This is a genomic window from Mesorhizobium sp. M5C.F.Ca.IN.020.32.2.1 (assembly GCF_004023105.1).
In the GTDB taxonomy this organism is placed as follows: Bacteria; Pseudomonadota; Alphaproteobacteria; order Rhizobiales; family Rhizobiaceae; genus Mesorhizobium; species Mesorhizobium wenxiniae.
In genome coordinates, this window is the sequence record NZ_RZSX01000705.1 from 1 (window position 1) to 3,400 (window position 3,400).

Annotated in this window: 4 protein-coding genes and 1 pseudogene; 3 read left to right on the forward strand and 2 right to left on the reverse strand. The window is 62.1% G+C overall.

The features are described 5' to 3' along the window. The 3 genes from EOA86_RS27340 to EOA86_RS27350 all read left to right on the forward strand — a co-directional run. Positions 1–293 (forward strand): PD-(D/E)XK nuclease family protein (locus EOA86_RS27340; protein ID WP_164892016.1); only part of this gene is annotated, 293 nt, incomplete at its 5' end. Positions 294–367: 74 nt separating this feature from the next. Beyond that, the gene (trxA, locus tag EOA86_RS27345; protein ID WP_027152031.1) at positions 368–691 is read left to right on the forward strand and encodes a thioredoxin; all 324 of its coding nucleotides are present in this window, start codon (positions 368–370) and stop codon (positions 689–691) included. A gap of 227 nt (positions 692–918) precedes the next feature. Continuing rightward, positions 919–1,200, forward strand: coding sequence for a cupin domain-containing protein (locus EOA86_RS27350; RefSeq protein ID WP_127208920.1), 282 nt, complete (start codon positions 919–921; stop codon positions 1,198–1,200). Positions 1,201–1,608: 408 nt separating this feature from the next. Here the strand turns inward: EOA86_RS27350 and EOA86_RS27360 are convergent, their stop codons facing one another. Then, positions 1,609–2,934, reverse strand: coding sequence for a folylpolyglutamate synthase/dihydrofolate synthase family protein (locus EOA86_RS27360; RefSeq protein ID WP_127208921.1), 1,326 nt, complete (start codon positions 2,932–2,934; stop codon positions 1,609–1,611). Between the two features lie 123 nt (positions 2,935–3,057). Then, a pseudogene (locus EOA86_RS27365) lies at positions 3,058–3,400 on the reverse strand (acetyl-CoA carboxylase carboxyl transferase subunit beta); the annotation flags it as partial.

Genomic DNA, 3,400 nt, shown 5'->3' on the forward strand with positions numbered 1-3,400 from the left:
GGCTGGAGGTCAAGGGCAAGCTGCGCTCGATCTCCGGCAAGATCGACCGGCTGGCGGTCACATCAGGCAAGGTGTCGATCGTCGATTACAAGACCAACCGGCCGGCGCCTGCAACCCTGGCGGACGTTCCACCGGCCTATGTCCTGCAGCTCGCACTTTATCGCGCGCTGCTCCAGCCGCTTTATCCCGAGCATGAGGTCTCGGCGGCGCTGCTGTTCACTGAAGCACCACGGCTGATCGAGCTGCCGCCGGCGGTCATGGACGACGCTCTTGCCCGACTCACGGGAGCGTGACACAACAGCTGCTTGAAGAAGGGCGCCATCACCACCACATTTGGTGCGCCAATAACTCTCGAAAGGATTTTCGCATGGCCACCGTCAAGGTCGACAAGAGCAATTTCCAGACCGATGTGCTTGACGCCAAGGAGCCTGTCGTCGTCGATTTCTGGGCGGAGTGGTGCGGCCCCTGCAAGATGATCGCGCCGGCGCTGGAAGACATCGCCATTGAACTCGGCAGCAAGGTCAAGATCGCCAAGCTCAACATTGACGAAAATCCCGAGCTTGCGGCGCAGTTCGGCGTGCGCTCGATCCCGACGCTGATGATTTTCAAGGGCGGCGAAATGGCCGACATGAAGGTCGGCGCCGCACCGAAGACGGCGCTGTCGCACTGGATCAACGGCAATCTCGCCTGATCCGACCCTGAATCTCTGCAATCAAGCCCGGCCTCGCGCCGGGCTTTTTTGTTGGCGTTATTCACAGCGCCGCGCGTCCCTCTTGGACGCGCAACGGACGCTGTAGCACTCGATCTTGCGCATGACCCCGGAAATCGAATCCGATTTTCTGGGTCATGCGCTGGTCCGCCCTGGCACTCGCCACTTGCGGCCCCATGTTCTTGTCTGGCTTAAAGCAGGAGAACGACATGACCGGATCCGCCAAGGCCACCGTCTTCATCGACAATGAGCGCGTTATCGTCACCGAATACCGCTTCGCGCCGGGCGACAACACCGGCTGGCATCGTCATGGCCATGATTACGTGATCGTGCCGCTGATGGACGGCAAGCTCAAGCTCCTGACCAAGGACGGCGAATCCTTCGCCGAAATGAAAAAGGGGGCGCCCTATTTCCGCAAGGAGGGCGTGGAGCATGACGTCATCAATGCCAGTGAGGGCGAGTATGCCTTCATCGAGATCGAGCTGAAGTAACGCGGGAGCAGGCCCTCGCAACATCTTGCCGACAGCGCATGGCGGGATCAGATGCAGGCAAGCGCAGAATCAAGAACGCAGGCTTTGACGCCCCGATTGATCGCGAAGGGCTATCCAGCCATGCTTGTTCGCAGCTTTGCGGCCGGCGCTGTCGAGACGGATCTCAACCTCGTTCTATGGAAATGGGGCGATGATCCTCCGTGGCTCGCGCCGATCGACGACGAAGGCAGACTGTCGTGAGAAGCGCAATGACTTGGCAATCGCTCCCGCGTTCGAGAGCGTTTGGCTTTCGATAGAACCACCGAACCGCTCTAAGTATTTGTTTTACGCAATTCCGGACGGAAAACCGCGACACAATTTTCCTGGAATTGTTCTGGCCTCTTGGTACCGGAGGTCCGGCAGGATAGATCAGGTCGGCGGTGTGCCGTTTTCGGCCAGCACCGCGCCGGCCAGATAGAGCGAGCCGCTGATCAGGATGCGCGGCGGCGGTCCGTCCCATGTGTCGCGCAGCAGCATCAGCGCATTGGCGACGGAGCTCACCGGTTCGGCCGACAGGCCGGCCTCGACGGCGCGGATCGCCAGTTCGTCATTCGGCACGCTGGCCTCGCTGAGGCTCACCGGCACCGTGTAGACATGCCGCACCAGCCCCTTGAAGGCGCTGAAATAGCCGCTCTGGTCTTTGGTGTTGATCATGCCGGAAATCAGGAACAGCGGCCGCGGGTTCTTTTCCTCCTGCTCGGCAAGTGCTTCGGCGACGACCACGCCGGCGCCCGGATTGTGGCCGCCGTCGAGCCAGATGTCGGCGCCCTTCGGCGCCAGTTCCGTCAACCTGCCTTGCGGCAATTTCTGCATCCGCCCCGGCCAGGTGACATTGGCCATCGCCTTGTCGGCGACGCGATGGCTGATCTCGAAGCCCGCCGCCTTGACCGCCGCAATCGCCGCCGCAGCATTGGCGAACTGGTGGCGCCCTGGCAGCCGCGGCGGCGACAGGTCCATCAGCCCGTCTTCGTCCTGATAGACCATCCGGCCGTTTTCCTCGAAGGCGAGGAAATCCTGGCCATAGACGAAGGCGGGACAGTCGAGCCGCTCGGCGGTTTCGATAAGCACCTGCAGCGCCGTTTCGCTTTCCTGCGCGCCGATGACCACCGGGCAACCGCCCTTGATGATGCCGGCTTTTTCGGCGGCGATCAGTTCGACACGGTCGCCGAGAAAGGATTCGTGGTCGAGCGAGACCGGCATGATCACCGACACCGCCGGCTCGCTGATGACATTGGTGGCATCGAAGCGGCCGCCAAGGCCGACCTCGATGATGACGACATCTGCCGGATATTCGGAAAACAGCAGGAAGGTGACGGCAGTGAGGATTTCGAAGACGGTGATCTTCTGGCCTTCATTGGCTTTGGCGACGCGGGCGATGGCGTCGGCGAAGACCTTATCCTCGACCAGCCTGCCGCCGCCGTCGGCGGCCAGCCGGTAGCGCTCATGCCAGTTCACCAGATGCGGCGATGTGTGGACATGGACGCGGTGGCCGGATGCTTCCAGCAGCGCCCGCGAAAACGCGGCGCAGGAGCCCTTGCCGTTGGTGCCGGCGATGTGGATGACCGGCGGCAGATGGTCCTGCGGATTGCCCAGTCGCTCCAGCAGCCGCGAAATGCGGTCGAGCGAAAGATCGAAGCCCTTCGGATGAAGCGACATCAGGCTTTCGATTTCGCGGTCGGCGGCAAGCGTGGTCATGGGAGAATCCTAGCGCATGACCCCGAAAATCGAAATCGATTTTCGGAAAGGATCATGCGCGAATCAAGATGCTACAGCGCCACAGATGGCGCGCAATCGCGGTTCGCGACGACGGATGTCGCGTCAGGCTTGCGGGCGTGCTTCCGCCGGGAGCGCCACCGGCGGCAGAATTTCCGGTTCCAGCGGCATTTCTTCTTCCGGCAGCTTGAGCAGCATTTTCAGGAGCCGCGCGATCGTCTGGCGCATCTCCAGCCGCGACACTACCATGTCGACCATGCCGTGCTCCATCAGATACTCGGCGCGCTGGAAGCCGTCGGGCAGTTTTTCCCTGATGGTCTGCTCGATGACGCGCGGCCCGGCAAAACCGATCAGCGCGCCGGGCTCGGCGATGTGCACGTCGCCCAGCATGGCGTAAGAGGCGGTGACGCCGCCGGTGGTCGGGTTGGTCAGGACGACAATATAGGGA